The organism is Streptomyces sp. NPDC088725 (assembly GCF_044751305.1).
GTDB lineage: Bacteria > Actinomycetota > Actinomycetes > Streptomycetales > Streptomycetaceae > Streptomyces.
In genome coordinates this window covers 397,481-412,650 of the sequence record NZ_JBIVLO010000007.1, presented here as the reverse complement: position 1 = coordinate 412,650, position 15,170 = coordinate 397,481, and the positions used below count along the sequence as shown (strand labels likewise).

The following is a 15,170-nucleotide window of genomic DNA, read 5'->3' as shown; positions in this document are numbered from 1 at the left end:
CGTGACCGCGGAGACCTCCCAGACGCTCGACAGGGGACTGCGCGTCCTCCGACTGCTCGCCGACACCGACCACGGCCTGACCGTCACCGAGCTGTCCAGCAGACTCGGAGTCAACCGGACCGTCGTCTACCGCCTCCTCGCCACCCTCGAACAGCACGCCCTGGTCCGCCGTGATCTGGGCGGCCGCGCCCGGGTCGGCCTCGGGGTGCTGCGCCTGGGCCGCCAGGTGCACCCGCTCGTACGGGAGGCGGCGCTGCCCGCGCTGCGGGCGCTCGCCGAGGACATAGGCGCCACGGCGCATCTGACGCTGGTCGACGGCACGGAAGCGCTGGCGGTCGCGGTGGTCGAGCCGACCTGGACCGACTACCACGTCGCCTACCGGGCCGGCTTCCGCCATCCGCTCGACCGGGGCGCCGCGGGCAAGGCGATCCTGGCCGCCCGCACCGGCGCCTTCACCGAGCCGCGCTGCACCCTCACCCATGGAGAGCTGGAGGCCGGTGCCAGCGGCGCGGCCGCCGCGCTGGTCGGTGTGACGGGGATAGAGGGCAGTGTGGGAGTGGTGATGCTCGCGGACGCCGTACCGGAACGGGTCGGCCCGCGCGTCGTGGACGCGGCCCGCGAAGTGTCGGACGCACTGCGCTGACCCGGCCCCGGCCGCCGGGGCGGAGCGCCCGTCCGGCCCACCCCGGCACGGCCGATAGATTGGCTCCGTGTTCTCTCGTCTCTCGCGCCCTCTCGGCCTCTCCTTCTGCGCCCTGCCGATCGTCGTGCTGCTCGTCGTGGTCGGTGCCGCGCCGCTGCCGTACACCATCGCGCAGCCAGGACTGACCGCCGATGTCCTCGGCTCCGACCAGGGGCAGCCGGTCATCACCATCAAGAAGGCGCCCACCAGGAAGACCGAGGGGCAGCTGCGGATGACGACGATCATGGCGACCGGGCCCTCCGACGACGTGGACTTCGGCGAGGTGATCGACGGGTGGTTCCGTACGGACCAGGCCGTGCTGCCGCGCGAGGCGGTCTATCCGACGGACAAGTCCGACAAGGAGATCGCGAAGCACAACACCGACGACATGCTGAAGTCGCAGAACGAGGCGATCCAGGCGGCTCTCGGTTATCTGCACAGGGACCCGAAGTCGGTCGACATCAGCCTCCATCTCGCCGATGTCGGAGGACCGAGCGCCGGGCTGCTCTTCGCCCTCGGCATCGTGGACAAACTCGACGGTGACGGCTCGGGCGGCGACCTGACCGGCGGCCGCACCATCGCCGGTACGGGGACGATCACGGCCGGTGGCAAGGTCGGCGCCGTCGGCGGGGTGGCCCTGAAGACCCAGGCCGCCGGCCGCGACGGGGCGACGGTCTTCGTCGTACCGAAGGACGAGTGCGCCGACGCCAAGGCCGAGCTGCCGAAGGGGATGCGGCTGATTCCCGTCTCCACCCTCAAGGGCGCGGTGTCGGCACTCCGGTCGCTGGCGAAGGGCGGCGCGGTCCCGAGCTGCTGACGTCCGGCTCGCCGCTCCCACGGTCGCTGATCTCGCGGCCGGCGTTCGCCTGACCTGCGTGCTTGCCCCTGACCGGTGCTCTCGCGCCTGACCGGTGCGCTTGCGTCCGTCGTGCTTGCGCCCGTTGCGCTTGCGTGCGTCGTGTTCGCGCGCCGGAGCAAGGCCGGTCTCCTTGCCCGACCCCGACCCCGACCCCGACCCCGACCCCGGCCCCGGCCCCGACCCCGGCCCGGACCCCGGCCCCGGCCCGGACCCCGGCCCCGGCCCGGACCCCGACCCGGCCCGCACCGGTGCTGGCCCGCACCGGTGCCTGCGTCGGTACCGGCGCCCGCTCCATGTCCCGCCGGACCGGAAAAACCAGCCTGCTCAGCGTCGCCGGCGGGTCGATGCCGGAAAGCCGGAGTCGCCAGCAGGTAGACGCCGCCGAAAGCCGGCGCCGCGTGGCCGAGGCCCGCCCGGTCGGCCAGGAAGCCCGCTGCGAGCCCGCCGAGCGGCATCGTCACGCAGTCTTCGGGTCACGGCGCCCTACCCCCGCTCGATGAACCCCTCCCGCACCAGCCACTCCTTCGCCACCTCGTGCGGATCCCGCCCCTCCACATCCACCTTCGCGTTCAGCTCCCGCGCCCGCGCGGTGGTCAGCCGCTTCGAGAGAGGGTCGAGGAGCTTCGCGATCACCGGGTACTTCTCGTACGTCGCGGTGTGCAGCTCCGGCGCGGCGTCGTAGACCGGGAAGAAGCGCCTGTCGTCCTCCATGACGTCCAGGCGCATCGACGTGATCCTGCCGTCCGTCGTGTACACCTCGCCCAGCAGGCAGCCGCCGCCCTTCGCCACCTGGGTGTAGATGATCCCGGCGTCCATCTTCTTGATGTTCCCGGCAGGCAGCCGCATCCCGTACGCCTTCTCCAGGCCGGGCAGCCCGTCGTCCCGTGAGGCGAACTCGTTCTCCACGCAGATCGTCACCGCCGACGGGTTCTTCCGCGCCAGGGCCGCCACGTCCGAGACCGTCCGCAGCCCGTACTTCTTGTTGTTGATCCGGTTGATCGCGAGCGAATAGGTGTTGTTCAGCGTCGACTTCGGCAGCCAGGTCACACCGTTCTCGACGTCCGCGTCCCGTACCGCCTGCCACTGCTTCTGCGAGTGCGGCACCGGCTTCGTATGCCCCAGATAGGTGATCCAGGCCGTGCCGGTGTACTCGTACATCACATCCGCGTCCCCCTTCATGATCGCCTCGCGCGCGCTGATCGAGCCGGGCAGGTTCGTCCGGTCGAGGACGTCCGCGCCCGCCGCCTTGAGGATCAGGCCGAGCAGTTCGCCGAGGACGATGTTCTCGCTGAAGCTCTTCGACGTGACCGTCAGCGAGGCGCCCTTGAGCGCCCGGCCGGAGCCCAGCCGGCCCGGGACCACGTGGTCCACCATCGGCGAGCCGCTTTTCAGACCGCAGCCGGTCAGACTCGCCCCGGCAAGCAGGAGAGCCGAAGCCCCGAGGAGCGCGGTCCTCGCGTAGCGCCTCACCCCTCCTCCTCCAACCCGCGCGGCGTCAGGACGACTTCGACCAGCGACGCCAGCCAGTCGACCATCAGAGCCAGCGCCACGGTGAGCACGGACCCGAGAATCAGCACCGGCATGCGCTGGGTCTGGATGCCCGACGTGATCAGATCGCCCAGGCCGCCGCCCCCGCCGAAGGTCGCCAGCGTCGCGGTACCGACGTTGAGCACGAGAGCCGTCCGTACGCCCGCGAGGATCAGCGGTACGGCCAGCGGCAGTTCGACCCTGCGCAGCGTCCCCATCGCCGACATGCCGATGCCGCGCGACGCCTCCACCAGATCCGGATCGATGGCTCGCAGACCGGCCACCGTGTTGGAGAGCACCGGCAGCACGGCGTAGATCACCATGCCGAGGACGGCCGTACCCGGGCCGATGCCCAGCCGGACCACCAGCAGCGCCAGCAGTCCGATCGCCGGTGTGGCCTGCCCGATGTTGGCCAGCGCGGTCACCAGCGGCGAGGCCCTGCTCAGCCCGCGCCGGGTCAGCGCCGTACCCAGCGGGAGGGCGATGACGAGCACCCAGAAGGTGGAGACCGCGGTGAGCTGGATGTGCTGCCACAGCCGCAGTTGCACATTGCCGCCCGACAGGGAGTTCGCGGCGATCGAGTCCAGCGGGATGCTGCTGATCCACAGCGCCGTCGCGATGAGCATGACGGCCACCACGGCGGGCAGCGTCACCAGCTTCTGCCAGCCGATCCGGCGCTCGGTCCCGGCCCGCGGTGGCGCGGCGGTGCGCTGCTCCTCCTCGTCCTGGAAGACGGGCACGACGGAGTTCATACGCCCGCGCCCCCCTCCAGCTTCTTCAGCTCGCGCCGCTCGCGCTGTTCCTGCTGCACCTGCTGGTCACGCTGGTGCTCGAAGGCGATGAGCCGGTCGGCCTCCAGCATCTCGTGCACCGAGTTCATCAGCGTGGCCATGTCCACGACCCCGATGAACTCCCCGCGCCGTCCGGTCACCGCCACCCGCCCGCCGTTGTCGGTCAGTACGGCCTCCAGCGCGTCCCGCAGTGTGGCGTCCCTGGTCACGGTGTCCTGCACCAGCTGTCCCGCCCGTGCCAGCGAGCCCTTGGCGCGCATCAGGTCGCCGCGCCGCAGCCATTTGTACGGGCGGTTCGCGCGGTCCAGCATCAGCAGTTCGTTGTGCGAGCCGCCGCGCAGCTTGTCGAACACCGACTGGAGCGGGTCCTCGACGGTCACGGTCGGGAACTCCGCGATCTCGACCTCCCGTACGCGCGTGAGGTTGAGCCGCTTCAGCGCCGCGCCCGCGCCCACGAACCCCGAGACGAAGTCGTCCGCCGGATTGGTGAGGATCGCCTCCGGCGTGTCGAACTGCGCGATGTGCGAGCGGTCGCGCAGGACCGCGATCCGGTCGCCGAGCTTGATCGCCTCGTCGAAGTCGTGCGTGACGAACACGATCGTCTTGTGCAACTCGTGCTGGAGCCTGATCAGTTCGTCCTGAAGGTGGTCGCGGGTGATCGGGTCGACCGCGCCGAACGGCTCGTCCATCAGCAGGACGGGCGGGTCCGCCGCCAGCGCCCGCGCCACGCCCACCCGTTGCTGCTGGCCGCCCGAGAGGCGGCGCGGATAGCGGCCGTGGAACTCCCGCGGGTCGAGCCCGACGAGATCGAGCATCTCCTCGACGCGGTCCTTCACCCGGGACTTCGGCCAGCCGGCCATCCTGGGGACCAGCGCGATGTTCTCTCCCACCGTCATATGAGGGAAAAGACCGGACGACTGGATCGCGTAGCCGATGGTGCGGCGCAGTTTCACCGGGTCGATGTCCGTGACGTCCTCGTCGGCGATCCTGATCCGGCCCGAGGTCGGCTCGATCAGCCGGTTGATCATCTTGAGCGTGGTCGACTTCCCGCAGCCGGAAGGGCCGACGAGGATCACCGTCTCGCCGGGCCTGATCTCCATGTCGACGTTGTCCACGACCGGCTGCGCTGTGCCCGGATAGTGCTTCGTCAGCGCCTCCAGCCGGATCCCGGCCCCCGAGGTCCCGGAGGTCCGAGAGGTCCCGGAGACACCGGACGCCCGGCTGCCGGTCGTGTCCAGCGGTGAATCAAGCACGGATCCCCCTCGCGATGGTCAGCCGGCCGAGCAGGATGTAGGCCGCGTCGAAGAGCAGAGCGAGCACGACGATGCCGACGGTGCCCGCGAGCACCTGATTGATGGCGTTGGCGCTGCCCAGTGAGGCGATCCCGCGGAAGATCTCGTTCCCGAGGCCGGGGCCCGACGCGTACGCGGCGATCGCGGCGATCCCCATCAGCATCTGGGTGGAGACCCTGATCCCGGCGAGGATCGGTGGCCACGCGAGCGGCAGTTCCACCCGCAGCATCCGCGCGGCCCTGGACATCCCGATGCCCTTCGCCGCGTCCACCAGGGCCGGATCGACACCGCGCAGCCCGATGATCGCGTTGCGGACGATGGGCAGCAGCCCGTACAGCGTCAGCACGATGACCGTGGGCTCCACGCCGAGCCCGACCACCGGGATCAGCAGGCCGATGGCGGCCAGCGAGGGGATGGTCAGCAGGGAGGACGTGGAGAGGATCGCGAGATTCCCCGCCCAGGGGGTGCGGTACGAGAGGACACCGATGAGCACGCCGACGGCGGTGGCGATCAGTACGCACTGGAAGACGGCGCTGACGTGCTGAACGGCGTCGGTGAGGAGCTGACGCCGGCTGGTGGCCACGAATTCCCAGAAGCTCACGCCTGCTCCCTCGGTCGGTTCTCCGGTCAGTCGTGGTCCGTGTCCTGCGAGGCCTGCTCGACCAGCGGGATGATCCGCAGCGGTACGGGGTTCTCCATGACGATCGCCGTGGAGGCCCGCACAATGCCATCAAATCCGACAACCAGGTCGATCACCCGCTGAAGGTCGGCGTTGGAGCGGGCGACAAGGCGGCAGAGCATGTCTCCCTGGCCGGTCGTGGTGTGCAGCTCCAGGACCTCGGGAACGGTGTCCAAATGCGCCCGCACGTCGGCGCCTTGCCCCTGCTTGATCTCCAGCGTGGCGAACGCCGTGACCGGATAGCCGAGGGCGGCGGGATCGACGGTCGGGCCGAAGCCCCGGATGACTCCATTCGATTGAAGCCGGTCCAGCCGCGCCTGTACGGTCCCGCGCGCCACGCCGAGCCGGCGGGAGGCCTCCAGCACCCCGATACGCGGCTCCCGCGCCAGCAACACGATGAGTTTGCCGTCCAGTCCGTCGATCGCCATGGCTTCCCGCCCGCCCTTCGCCTCATATGCCGCCGTCATGCACCCACGCGGCCTAGTCAAGCTGTGCAGATAGCACCGCCATTCTGCTGATCCGCTGTACAGATTGCCCAGCAAAAACGCAAAGTATTGCGCACCTTGTGGAACCACGTCAGCCTGAGCCCATGGCAGACACCTCGATGGACACCGTTACCGCCGCCCCCGACACCGCGCGCGAGGCCGATCCCTTCCCGGTCAAGGGCATGGACGCAGTCGTCTTCGCCGTCGGCAATGCCAAGCAGGCCGCGCATTACTACTCCACGGCCTTCGGCATGAAGCTGGTCGCCTACTCCGGACCGGAGAACGGCAGCCGCGAGACCGCGAGTTACGTCCTCACCAACGGCTCGGCACGCTTCGTCTTCACGTCCGTCATCAAGCCGTCCTCCGAGTGGGGCCACTTCCTCACGAGCCATGTCGCCGAGCACGGTGACGGTGTGGTGGACCTGGCCATCGAGGTGCCCGACGTACGCGCCGCGTACGCGTACGCCACCGAGCAGGGCGCCCGCGGCCTCCAGGAGCCGTACGAGACCAAGGACGAGCACGGCACGGTCGTACGCGCCGCGATCGCCACCTACGGCAAGACCCGCCACACGCTCGTCGAGCGCTCCGGATACGACGGCCCGTACCTGCCGGGCTTCGCCGCGGCCGAGCCGATCGTGGAGCCCGCCGCCAAGCGCACGTTCCAGGCGATCGACCACTGCGTCGGCAACGTCGAACTCGGCCGGATGAACGAGTGGGTCGGCTTCTACAACAAGGTCATGGGCTTCACCAACATGAAGGAGTTCGTGGGCGACGACATCGCCACCGAGTACTCCGCGCTCATGTCGAAGGTCGTGGCCGACGGCCACCTCAAGGTGAAGTTCCCGATCAACGAACCCGCGGTCGCCAAGAAGAAGTCGCAGATCGACGAGTACCTGGAGTTCTACGGCGGAGCCGGCGTCCAGCACATCGCGCTCGCCACGAACGACATCGTCGGTTCCGTACGGGCGATGCGGGCGGCGGGCGTCCAGTTCCTGGACACTCCGGACTCGTACTACGAGACGCTGGGCGAGTGGGCGGGCGAGACCCGGGTGCCCGTCGACACCCTGCGCGAGCTGAAGATCCTCGTGGACCGGGACGAGGACGGCTACCTGCTGCAGATCTTCACCAAGCCCGTCCAGGACCGCCCGACCGTTTTCTTTGAAATGATCGAGCGACACGGTTCGATGGGCTTCGGCAAGGGCAACTTCAAGGCGCTCTTCGAGGCGATCGAGCGCGAGCAGGAGAAGCGCGGCAATCTCTGACGCCCAGGCGGCAGTTCCCGACGCGCTGCTTCCGCTCGCGAACGGCAGCCGGACGGCCCCCACGGAAACTGACCCGTGGGGGCCGCGCCGCGTTCGCGGCGGACGCGCGGGAGACCCGCCGTCAGTTCCCCAGCCGTACGGGCAGCGTGGACGAGCTGTTCGAGAACAGCGACGGCACCGGGATCAGGGCCTGCGGGTCCACCGCCAGCGACAGCCCCGGATACCTCTCGAACACCGCCGGTATCGCCAGGGCCGCCTCCATCCGCGCCAGCGGCGCGCCCAGGCAGAAGTGCGGACCGTGGCTGAAGGCCAGGTGCTTGCGCTGCTCGCGGGTGATGTCGAAGCGGTCGGCGTCCTCGCCGTGCTGCGCGGCGTCCCGGCCCACCGCGCTGTACGGGGCCATGATCGCCTCGCCCATGGGGATCTGGACGCCCGCGATCTCGACGTCCTCCAACGGGTAGCGGAACGGGAAGTTGCCGATCGGCGCGTCCCAGCGCAGGGTCTCCTCGACCACGTTCGCCCAGACGGTCTCGTCCCCCTGCTCGGCCAGAGCGCGCTGGCCGGGGTGGGTGAGCAGGGCGCGGATCGCGTTGGTGATGAGGCTGAGCGTGGTCTCCTGCCCGGCGGAGAGCATCAGCAGCAGCGTGCCGACCAGCTCCTCCTCGCTGAGGGAGTCCGGGTCCGCGTCACGGGCGGCGATCAGCGCGCTGGTCAGGTCGTCGCCGGGGTGCTTCCGGCAGTTCTCCACCACGCGCGCCAGCAGCTCGTACTGCTCGATCTGGCTGGCGGTGACCTCTTCCGGCCCCAGGTCCGAGCGGAAGATGTTGTCCATCAACTCCCGCAGCCGGGGCCGCTCGTGCTCGGGGACACCGAACAACTCACAGATGACCTGCATGGGTACGGGGTGGGCGAAGTGCAGCCGGAGGTCGACGCTGCCGTCGGCGTCCGCGTGCGACGGCAGCGCGTCGAGCAGGTCGCTGACGATCTGCTCGATACGCGGGCGCAGTTCCTGCACCCGGCGCGGGGTGAACGTCTGGGTGACCAGCTTGCGCAGCCTGCGGTGCTCCTGGCCGTCCGAGGTGACCATGTTGGTCACCTTCACCATGCCGATCAGCGGCCATCCGTCGGAGATGTCCCCGCGCAGGATCGCGTTCCAGTTGCGCCAGTCCTTGCTGAACCGGGGGTCGGCGATCATGTCGTTCAGCAGGGCATGGCTGGTCACCGACCACGCCATCACGTTTCCGGGGAGCCGGACCCGTACCACCGGGCCGAGTTCGCGGAGCCGGGCCGCCTCGCCGTGGTGGTCCGTGCCGTGCGGGTCAAGAGCGATGACGGGGACGCGCGCCTCCGAGGAGGGCGCCGGGTGCGAGGTCATGTGCTTCTCCAGAGTCGGGCTGGGGTGTGCGGATATCTGGGAAGAGCCGTGCGGCGGGGGTACCGCCGTCTGCGCTGCCGCCCGTGAGAAGGCCCGTACGGGACCGGCCGTGCTGACCTCCTCACTGCCATGGACCGGGTGGGTCACCGGCCGGAACCGGCCGGCTTCCTGGCCGGTTTCCCGGCCGGGATCCGGGACGCCGAGAACTCGGCGGGTAGCGAGACGGGGACCCGCGTCCACGGAGAGGGCCGCCACGCCACCTCCTCCAGGGGGATGCTGAGCTTCATGCCGGGCAGCAGGTGCAGGGCGGTGTTCACCGCGGTACGGGTGATGAGCCGTGCGGGAACCTGCGCCGGGCATACGTGCGGTCCCGCCGAGAAGGCGAGATGCGCGCGGTTGCCCCACTCCTCCTGGCCGTCGTCGGTCCGGATCGCCGGGTCGTCGTTGGCGGCGGCGTGTCCGAGTATCAGGCAGTCGCCGGCCCGGATGAACTGGCCGCCGAGTTCGGTGTCCCGCAGGGCGTACCTGGCGGGCATGTTGTTCATCGGCGGCTCGCGCCACAGCGCCAGGTCGAGGGCGTCGTCCACTCCGAGCCTGCCGCCGTGCAACTGGGCGGCGAAACGCGGGTCGGTGAGCATCAGACGCAGGGTGTGCGCGATCCAGGCGGTGACCGTCTCGTTGCCCGCGGAGATCATCACCACGATCGACTGGAGGCGTTCGGCCTCGTTGCGCAGATTCGGGTGGTTGATGAAGACCGTCGTCATGTCGTCGGCCGGGTTCTTCTGCCGCTCGCGCACGGTGTCGAGCAGGATCTCCTCGAACTGCCTGTTGCCCGCCTGCGAGTCGTCGGCGCTGCCGAACAGCGCGATCAGCGCGTTCAGCAACTCCTCGCCCTCGGTGCTGTCCAGGCCGAACAGCGAGGCCAGGGACAGCATCGGCACGATCGTGGCATACTCCGTGACCAGGTCGGCCCGGCCGCGCTCGGAGAACCGCGCGATCAGATCCGTGCACAGTGCCTCGACCTGACGGCGTACCTTGCGCTGGTCCATCTTCGCGACGCCGTCGTCCAACGGCGCCCGCAGGCGCCGGTGTTCGGCTCCGTCACTGCCGATGACACTGGCGCGCCAGCCCATCATCGGCAGCAGCCCCGAGTCGGGCGAGACGACACCGTCGTACATGTGCCGCCACTTGCGCCCGTCGCGGGAGAAGAGCTGCTCCTGCCGCGTGATGGTCAGCAGTTCGCGGTAGCCCATGACGAGCCAGGCGGGCACGCCCGGCTCCAGCTCCACCTTCGCGACATTGCCCCATTCCTCACGGAGCTTGCGGTAGGCCGCGCGCGGATCGGCGGAACCCACCGCCGAGGACAGCGGCAGCAGACCGGTACCCGTACGCACGCCCGGGGACGCGTGGGCCGGGCACTCCGGCGGAGGCGTGGCGGAACTCATGAGGCCGCCTGCGGAATACGGGCGGGGTCGAGGCCCGACACGTACTCGACCAGGGCGATGAGAGCGTCCACCGAGGGAGTGGACTCCCGCGCGTCGCATTCCACGACCGGCGTCTCGGGCAACAGGTCGAGGGCGCGCCGCAGTTCGTCCGCGCTGTACGCCTCGCTGTCCGGGAACCGGTTGATGGCGACCGCGAACGGCAGCCCCCGAAGCTCCAGTTGCTCCAGGACGTCGAAACTGTCCGCCAGCCTGCGGGTGTCGACGATGACCAGCACCCCGAGCGCGCCCTCGGCCAGCCCCTCCCACAGGTCCCAGAACCGCCGCTGCCCCGGTGTGCCGAACAGGTACAGGACCAGGCGGGAGTTGAGGGTGACCCGGCCGAAGTCCATGGCGACCGTGGTGGTCGTCTTCGTGTCCATCCCGGCCAGGTCGTCCACGCCGACACTGGCCTTGGTCATCACCTCCTCGGTACGCAGCGGTTCGATCTCGCTGACGGAACCGACCAGCGTCGTCTTGCCGACACCGAAGGCGCCCACGACGAGGATCTTGACGGCCTGCTGGACACTGTCGGGCAAGTAGCGGTCAGCGGAGCCGACGGAGACCATCCAGTACCTCCTGAAGCAATTGCGAGTCGGGCGCGGTGGCCTGCGGGACACCCGTGCGCGCGGAGAGATGGCCGCTGTCGACCAGATCGGAAGCCAGCACCTTCACCACGCTCACGGGGAGTTGGAGATGGGCGGCCGCCTCCACAAGGGACAGCAGCCGCTCGCACATCCGCACCAGGGCCACCTCCTCCCTGGTCGCGGAGACGGGCAGCGCGGGCGAAGGGTCGGCCGCCACGAGAAGGGTCTCGACGCCGATGGTGTTACGGGTCGGCCGGGAGCGTCCTTTGGTGATCACGTACGGACGTAAGGCGCTGTCCGCGTATCCGCGGCCCGGCCCGCCTCCCGGCTCACTCACGAAGCGGAATCCTGCCGGGGCGGGCTGCTCAGGTTGGCCGCACCGATTTTCAGCACCTGCGACTGCATCTGCCGGGCGACCAGCTTCGGGTCGACCACCGGGCCCGTGATGACCGCCAGGTGGGCGCCGCCCGCGCTGCGCATGAACAGGAAGCCGCCGTTGAACTCGACCATCTGCTGGTGCACGGTGCCGCCGTCCTCGCCGAACTCCTTGCCGAGGCTGCGGCCGAGGGACTGAAGGCCCGAACAGTTCGCCGACAGCCGGTCGGCGGAGTCCCGGTCCATGCCCTCGGAGCTGGCGAGCAGCAGTCCGTCCGCGCTGAAGACGATCGCCTGCCGTACGCCCGGTACCGCTGTGACCTCGGCTATCATCCAGCCGCGCTGCTCCGGGTTCTCCACGTAACTCATGCTCACATCTGTCTTTCTGTGAAATGGGGGGTGGTGGGGCAGAGCCGTCGCGGCCCTCGGGGAGAGCCGGTCGTGGCGCTAAGGCGTGTCCGACGGCGGCAGGGACCGGCCACCTTCGAAGAACTGCTCCATCCAGTCACCTGCTTCCTCCGGCGTGCCCGGGGGAGTCACGGCAGCGGGGGCCGCCTCGACCGGGGGCGTGTATTCGGCGCGCCGCGAGCGGCGCTGGGGAAGGCTGCGGCCGGTGCGCGGGGCGTCGCCGGCCGGTCCGTCCGCGCCGGACTTGGCCGCGGGCGATTCGGGCGCGGCGGCCGGGGGCGCCGGTTCGGCCGGAGCGTTTCCGCGGGTCTCACCGGACGCGGGCCCGGACGGCTTCGTCGGTCCGGACGGCTTCGCGGGCCCGTCGGCGGGTGTGACAGCGGGTGTCGTGGCGTGCGTGACATCGGGCGCGTCGGCGGCTGTGGCAGCCGGTGTCCTGGTGGGCGGAGCCGCCGGAAGCGCCGGCAGGGAGATGCCACCATGTGTGCCCGCCGGGGCCAGCGTCTCCAGCACCTCGACGGGCACCAGGACGACCGCGCGGACGCCACCGTACGGTGAGGGCCCCAGGTCGACGCCGAACCCGTGCCGGTCGGCGAACCGGCCCACGACCGCGAAACCGGTCTGCGGGATCTCCCCGACCTCGCCGACGCCGAGCAGCCGGCGGCCCGAGACGATCTCGCGCGCCTCGGCGAGCCGGTACTCGTCAAGCCCGAGGCCGCCGTCGTCCACCTCGATGACCGCGCCGCGCTGCACCGTACGGACGGTCACCGGCACGGTCGTCTTCGGCGGCGAGTACTCCGTCGCGTTGGCGAGCAGTTCGGCGATCAGGTGGATCAGCGGTTCCACCACCGACGAGATGACCCCGACGTCCGGCTCGCCGCTGACCTCGACGCGCTTGAACGACACGATCCGCCCGGACGCGGCGCGTACGACGTCGACCAGCGCCAGCGGCTTCTGCCACTGCTGCCCCGGCCACTCACCGCACAGGACCTTCAGGCTCTGCGCGTGCCTGGCCTGCTGGGTCGCCGCGTGGTCCACCTGCATGGTGGCCTCCAGCAGATCGGCGTCCATCGGATAGCTGTTGGCCAGGTCCGTCACGGAGGCCTGGATGCGGTGCGCGGACGTCTGGACCCGGTTCGCCAGTTCGACGAGCGAGAGGCGCTGGGACTCCTCACGGTTGCCGATGGCCTCGGCGACCTCCTTCAGCAGCCGTTCGAACCACTCGGTCACGCCGTCGCCCAGCTGCTCACTGTCGTGCAGCGGCGCGGGCACCTCCGTACGGCCGAGCGCGGCGGGCAGCCGCTTGTTGATCGTGAACTCGATCTCCGCGCGCACGGCTTGGGACCGGTCCCTGACCCGGGTGTGCCAGACGGCGTCGCGGCGGGCGGCTTCCGATTCGCGCTTCCGCAGGTCGGCGCGGAGCAGAAACGTTTCTGAAACGGCGGCGCCGTAGTACCTGCGCAGTCGTTCGAGCAGGACGAGCAGCAGCAGGGCGAAGACGCCGTAACCGATGGCGAAGGCCCCGTCGAGGAGCGCGATCGGGACCACGGACGCCGCCAGAGCGACGAACGCGCAGACCAGTGCTGTCACCCAGAGAAGCCGCGCCGTGCGGGGCTGAGAACCGGGTGCGGAAGAACGGGCCATGAAAAACCTTCGCGTGGGCCGAGGGGCGTCGTACGGCTGGACCGCTCGGCCATTGCCTGGGGGAGCCGAGAGGGCAGGGGTGGTCCGACCCTGACCTGGGGTGGCCGGGGCCTTGTGCTCCGCCTGGCCGGCTACGGCCACACCGCGCGTTCATGGTCTGAACTGCCTTTTTGGCGGACGCTGTTGGAAGATCATATCTTCGCATCGCGCCACGACGATACTTCTCGGCCATGAAACGCCCCCCTCGGGCCACTCACCCGTTCGGGCATCTCCGGGAGATCTCCGAGGGAGCTTCGAGGAAACGTCGAAGCGTCAGGGTTGTCCCAGCGCTTCCAGCGCCTCCCGCGCCCGGGGCTCCAGCAGCGGCGAGAAGCGCGGGTTGGTGCGGAGTGCCTCCTCGACATGGCGGCGCGCGGGGCCGTTCATCCCCAACGCCCGCTCGATCTCGCCCCGGTGGTACGAGAACAGCGCGCTTCTCCGTCCCTGATCCGTCGCCCTCTTCGCGTACCGCAGCGCCTCATTCGCGGCACCCGCGCGGTGCAGCGCCCAGCCCAGCGCGTCCGCTACGTCCACGCTCCTGCGCCCCCGCCCCCACTCCGCTCTCAGCCGCGCGACGGCCGCCTGCGGATTGCCGTGGTCGGTCTCGAACCGGCCGAGCACCAACTCCTCGTCGACGCCCTGCCCTTGGGCTGTGGCGGCCTTCTGCCCGAGCAGCGCGTACTGGGTGCGGGCGTCACCGTCGAGACCCTGCGACTCGTACAACTCGCCCATTTCCAGGGAGTATTCGGGAAGCGGCTGCCGTTCCATCGCGGCCTGGTAGGCCCCGTACGCCTCGTCCTTCCTGCCCAGCGCGGCCAGCGCTCTCGCCCGGCCCGCCAGCGCCGGGTGGTGGTCCGGCGCGGCGAGGAGTGCCGCGTCGTAGTGGCCGAGGGCTTCCTTCGGCTCACCGCGATCCCAGGCCAGCGCGCCCAGTTCGGCCAGCGCGGCCGCCTTCTCGGCGGGCGAGCCGGCGCGCTCCGCCGCCTCGTCGGCCTTCGCCGCCGCGTCCTCGCGCCACCCGCGGTCGCTGTACACCCCGGCGGACCGCGTCAGCGCCGACGCGTCCGAGCGCAGCTTCCGGTACGCGTCGAGGGCCTTGCCGGCCGCCGCGTACTCCCCGAGGCCGGTGTACGCGTCGATCAGCACCGGGTACGCCGTCCAGCCCGACGCCTGCTGGGCGCGTGCCCGCTCGCCCCAATTCCTGGCGGCGGCGAAGTCGTGCCGGGCGTTGGCGAGCGCGGCCATCCCGACCAGCGCCGCCTGACCGCTCCGGCCCTTCTCACCGCGGCCTTTGTCACCGTCCCGGTTCGCGGGCAACAAACCCAGTGAACGCCGCAGCGCCTGCTCGGCCTTCGGGTACGACGCCCAGTCCGCCTGCCGCACACCACGGTCCACGTACGCCGAACCGAGCACCGCCCACGCCTGCGCGTCCTTCGGGTGCCGGCGCACCCACGCCTCCCGGTCGCGGATGAGCGCGGCCAGATCCGGCAGCGACGCGGGCGCCCCCGCGCCGACGGCGGCCATCGCGCGGGCCTCCGGGGCAGGCGCGCTCCGGCTCGGCTCCTTGTCGGGCACGAACACGAGAACGCCCGCCACCAGCACCGCGCCCACCGCGGCTGCGAGTGCCGCGCGTCTGACCTGCGTGACTTGCTCCGGCTTCATGGCGTTCATGCTGAATACTGTG

The 15,170-nt window shown here is 70.4% G+C and carries 15 protein-coding genes; 3 read left to right on the top strand and 12 right to left on the bottom strand.

From position 1 onward, the window contains the following. Position 1 precedes the first annotated feature (1 nt). Together ACIP6N_RS20570 and ACIP6N_RS20565 are read left to right on the top strand one after the other, a co-directional pair. Positions 2-643 carry an IclR family transcriptional regulator gene (locus tag ACIP6N_RS20570; RefSeq protein ID WP_401817345.1) on the top strand — a complete coding sequence of 214 codons (642 nt, stop codon included), beginning with the start codon at positions 2-4 and terminating at the stop codon, positions 641-643. 67 nt (positions 644-710) lie between these two features. After that, positions 711-1,499, top strand: coding sequence for a S16 family serine protease (locus ACIP6N_RS20565; protein ID WP_401817344.1), 789 nt, complete (start codon positions 711-713; stop codon positions 1,497-1,499). 525 nt (positions 1,500-2,024) lie between these two features. On the opposite strand, the gene ACIP6N_RS20560 is transcribed toward ACIP6N_RS20565, so the two are convergent. From ACIP6N_RS20560 to ACIP6N_RS20540, 5 genes are read right to left on the bottom strand one after another with little or no spacing between them, the layout of a single operon-like run. Continuing rightward, positions 2,025-2,966, bottom strand: a complete 942-nt coding sequence (locus ACIP6N_RS20560) for a glycine betaine ABC transporter substrate-binding protein (protein WP_401817411.1) — start codon at positions 2,964-2,966, stop codon at positions 2,025-2,027. A gap of 41 nt (positions 2,967-3,007) precedes the next feature. Beyond that, positions 3,008-3,820 carry an ABC transporter permease gene (locus tag ACIP6N_RS20555; RefSeq protein WP_401817343.1) on the bottom strand — a complete coding sequence of 271 codons (813 nt, stop codon included), beginning with the start codon at positions 3,818-3,820 and terminating at the stop codon, positions 3,008-3,010. Continuing rightward, positions 3,817-5,097 (bottom strand): betaine/proline/choline family ABC transporter ATP-binding protein, encoded by a 1,281-nt coding sequence (locus tag ACIP6N_RS20550; protein WP_401817410.1) that lies wholly within the window; start codon positions 5,095-5,097, stop codon positions 3,817-3,819. The genes ACIP6N_RS20555 and ACIP6N_RS20550 overlap by 4 nt, the downstream gene beginning before the upstream one ends. 7 nt (positions 5,098-5,104) lie before the next feature. After that, complete coding sequence (locus ACIP6N_RS20545) at positions 5,105-5,752, bottom strand: ABC transporter permease (RefSeq protein WP_401817342.1); 648 nt, start codon at positions 5,750-5,752, stop codon at positions 5,105-5,107. 26 nt (positions 5,753-5,778) lie between these two features. Then, the gene (locus tag ACIP6N_RS20540; RefSeq protein WP_401817408.1) at positions 5,779-6,258 is read right to left on the bottom strand and encodes an Lrp/AsnC family transcriptional regulator; all 480 of its coding nucleotides are present in this window, start codon (positions 6,256-6,258) and stop codon (positions 5,779-5,781) included. 161 nt (positions 6,259-6,419) lie between these two features. Between ACIP6N_RS20540 and hppD the strand changes: the two genes are divergently transcribed. After that, entirely contained in the window at positions 6,420-7,577 is a 1,158-nt protein-coding gene (hppD, locus tag ACIP6N_RS20535; RefSeq protein WP_401817340.1) for a 4-hydroxyphenylpyruvate dioxygenase, read from the top strand. A gap of 121 nt (positions 7,578-7,698) precedes the next feature. Here the strand turns inward: hppD and ACIP6N_RS20530 are convergent, their stop codons facing one another. From ACIP6N_RS20530 to ACIP6N_RS20500, 7 genes are all read right to left on the bottom strand, one after another. Beyond that, a complete protein-coding gene (locus ACIP6N_RS20530) occupies positions 7,699-8,952 on the bottom strand; it encodes a cytochrome P450 (RefSeq protein ID WP_401817338.1) in 1,254 nt (417 codons plus the stop codon). A 143-nt stretch (positions 8,953-9,095) separates the two neighbouring features. Next, positions 9,096-10,397: a cytochrome P450 gene (locus ACIP6N_RS20525; protein WP_401817336.1), complete on the bottom strand. Its 1,302-nt coding sequence runs from the start codon at positions 10,395-10,397 to the stop codon at positions 9,096-9,098. Continuing rightward, positions 10,394-11,002, bottom strand: a complete 609-nt coding sequence (locus ACIP6N_RS20520) for a GTP-binding protein (protein ID WP_401817335.1) — start codon at positions 11,000-11,002, stop codon at positions 10,394-10,396. The genes ACIP6N_RS20525 and ACIP6N_RS20520 overlap by 4 nt, the downstream gene beginning before the upstream one ends. Continuing rightward, entirely contained in the window at positions 10,980-11,357 is a 378-nt protein-coding gene (locus ACIP6N_RS20515) for a DUF742 domain-containing protein (RefSeq protein WP_401817334.1), read from the bottom strand. Before ACIP6N_RS20515 ends, ACIP6N_RS20520 begins: the two co-directional genes overlap by 23 nt. Then, complete coding sequence (locus ACIP6N_RS20510) at positions 11,354-11,764, bottom strand: roadblock/LC7 domain-containing protein (RefSeq protein WP_401817333.1); 411 nt, start codon at positions 11,762-11,764, stop codon at positions 11,354-11,356. Before ACIP6N_RS20510 ends, ACIP6N_RS20515 begins: the two co-directional genes overlap by 4 nt. Before the next feature lie 78 nt (positions 11,765-11,842). Next, complete coding sequence (locus tag ACIP6N_RS20505; protein ID WP_401817331.1) at positions 11,843-13,393, bottom strand: ATP-binding protein; 1,551 nt, start codon at positions 13,391-13,393, stop codon at positions 11,843-11,845. Between the two features lie 366 nt (positions 13,394-13,759). Then, complete coding sequence (locus ACIP6N_RS20500; protein ID WP_401817330.1) at positions 13,760-15,157, bottom strand: hypothetical protein; 1,398 nt, start codon at positions 15,155-15,157, stop codon at positions 13,760-13,762. Between the last annotated feature and the right edge of the window lie 13 nt (positions 15,158-15,170).

Coding starts and splice junctions, on each gene's coding strand:
- hppD (WP_401817340.1), top strand. CDS start 6,420: ATGGCAGACACCTCGATGGACACCGTTACCGCCGCCCCCGACACCGCG.
- ACIP6N_RS20525 (WP_401817336.1), bottom strand. CDS start 10,397: ATGAGTTCCGCCACGCCTCCGCCGGAGTGCCCGGCCCACGCGTCCCCG.
- ACIP6N_RS20555 (WP_401817343.1), bottom strand. CDS start 3,820: ATGAACTCCGTCGTGCCCGTCTTCCAGGACGAGGAGGAGCAGCGCACC.
- ACIP6N_RS20500 (WP_401817330.1), bottom strand. CDS start 15,157: ATGAACGCCATGAAGCCGGAGCAAGTCACGCAGGTCAGACGCGCGGCA.
- ACIP6N_RS20540 (WP_401817408.1), bottom strand. CDS start 6,258: ATGGCGATCGACGGACTGGACGGCAAACTCATCGTGTTGCTGGCGCGG.
- ACIP6N_RS20530 (WP_401817338.1), bottom strand. CDS start 8,952: ATGACCTCGCACCCGGCGCCCTCCTCGGAGGCGCGCGTCCCCGTCATC.
- ACIP6N_RS20510 (WP_401817333.1), bottom strand. CDS start 11,764: ATGAGTTACGTGGAGAACCCGGAGCAGCGCGGCTGGATGATAGCCGAG.
- ACIP6N_RS20520 (WP_401817335.1), bottom strand. CDS start 11,002: ATGGTCTCCGTCGGCTCCGCTGACCGCTACTTGCCCGACAGTGTCCAG.